Genomic DNA, 1,443 nt, shown 5'->3' with positions numbered 1-1,443 from the left:
CGGCCAATCGCTATCGCCGCCGCATCATCACCTTGCGCACCGAGCTCGAAGGCCTGATTCCGACCTACGGCGACCTGATCGCCATTGCCCATGACATGCCCAGTTGGGGCGCAGGCGGCGAAATCGTTGCCTGGGATGCCGACACCCACACCGCCACGCTGTCCGAGCCGGTCGCATTTGTCGATGGGCAAGAACATGTCATGGCGCTGCGCCGACGCGATGGTGGTGTCAGCGGCCCGCATGCGGTGATGCCGGGCAGCGATGCGCAGCAGGTGGTCTTTGCAGGCCTGCCCGACATCCCCATCGAAACCGGCCTGTCGGCCGAGCGCACCCATTTCGCCTTTGGGATGGCCGAGCAATGGAGCCTGCTGGCCCGGGTGATCGCGGTGCGCCCGCGTGGCGAGCAGGTGGAGATCACCTGTGTGGCCGAGCACCCGGCAGTGCATAGCGCCGATGGCAGTGTCGACAGCAGCACCGCTCCAATCTGAAAGGAAAGAAGATGAACGAACCCCACCTGATGGATGGCATGGTGGTCATGCCCCATGACGAATTTGAAACCCTGCTGGAGCGCGCCGCCGAGCGTGGGGCGCGTCACGCCTTGTCCGATGTCGGCCTGGACGGCCCGGATGCCGCAAACGACATCCGCGAGCTCAGGAATTTGCTCGATGCCTTCAACGAGGCCAAGAAAACCGCTGGCCTCACCCTGGTCAAGATGCTGGTCACCGGCTTGGTTCTAGCCTTGCTCGCCGGCACCATCGTCAAAATCAAACTGTTCGGAGGCCCGCAATGAACCCAATCTTCACAACGCTCGCCCCCGGCCTCTTCGAAGCCGGCGCCAAACTGATCGACCGCCTGATTCCCGATCCGGCTCAGCGCGAGCAGGCCAAGCTCGCCTTGTTTCAAGCTGAAGGTCAGCAGGCCCTGCAGGAAATGCAGGTGAGCCTCTCGGCCATCCTGGCCGAAGCCAACTCAACCGACCCGTGGACCAGTCGGGCGCGCCCGACCTTTCTGTATGTGATCTACGGCGTGATCCTGCTGTCGGTGATCGGCAGCATCATCGGCATCTGGTGGCCCGCCGAGGTGTTTCAGGCCGCTGAAAACCTCTCCAAGCTGCTCAACGCGGTGCCCGAGAGCTTGTGGTGGCTCTTCGGTGCCGGCTACCTCGGCTACACCGGCGCGCGTAGTTTCGACAAGTGGCGCGGCGTCCAACGATAGCGTTCAGTAGCGACTGCATCAGCAGCAAACCATAGACCCCGTCTTCATCCGCTTCCCTCTCGGGCAGCCGGTGAAGGCGGGGTCTTTTGTCGTTTGTACGAACGTACCTGCGCCCACCAGTAAACATTGTCAATAGTAGGTGCCGGAGGTTATACTTGTCATAATAATTTTGAAGCAACGGCAGGGTGTTTGTGGCCTTTAGGGAGGCTGCGATGTACCCCCCCCCCC

General features: G+C 62.1%; 2 protein-coding genes and 1 pseudogene. All 3 read left to right on the top strand.

Annotated elements, in window-relative coordinates:
- Positions 1-488 (top strand): annotated as a pseudogene (locus C1I89_RS32460) (host specificity factor TipJ family phage tail protein); the annotation flags it as partial.
- A gap of 11 nt (positions 489-499) precedes the next feature.
- Entirely contained in the window at positions 500-790 is a 291-nt protein-coding gene (locus C1I89_RS32455) for a DUF6127 family protein (RefSeq protein ID WP_019484518.1), read from the top strand.
- Positions 787-1,215, top strand: coding sequence for a holin family protein (locus C1I89_RS32450; protein ID WP_102776288.1), 429 nt, complete (start codon positions 787-789; stop codon positions 1,213-1,215). The genes C1I89_RS32455 and C1I89_RS32450 overlap by 4 nt, the downstream gene beginning before the upstream one ends.
- Positions 1,216-1,443: the final 228 nt, after the last annotated feature.

Origin of the sequence: Achromobacter pulmonis, assembly GCF_002885955.2 — a bacterium.
Classification (GTDB): Bacteria; Pseudomonadota; Gammaproteobacteria; order Burkholderiales; family Burkholderiaceae_B; genus Achromobacter; species Achromobacter pulmonis_A.
The sequence above is the reverse complement of the archived record's forward strand: the minus strand, read 5'-3'. Positions and strand labels throughout refer to the sequence as shown.

Excerpts from the sequence above, each read along its gene's own strand:
- C1I89_RS32455 (WP_019484518.1), top strand. The coding sequence starts at position 500 with ATGAACGAACCCCACCTGATGGATGGCATGGTGGTCATGCCCCATGAC.
- C1I89_RS32450 (WP_102776288.1), top strand. The coding sequence starts at position 787 with ATGAACCCAATCTTCACAACGCTCGCCCCCGGCCTCTTCGAAGCCGGC.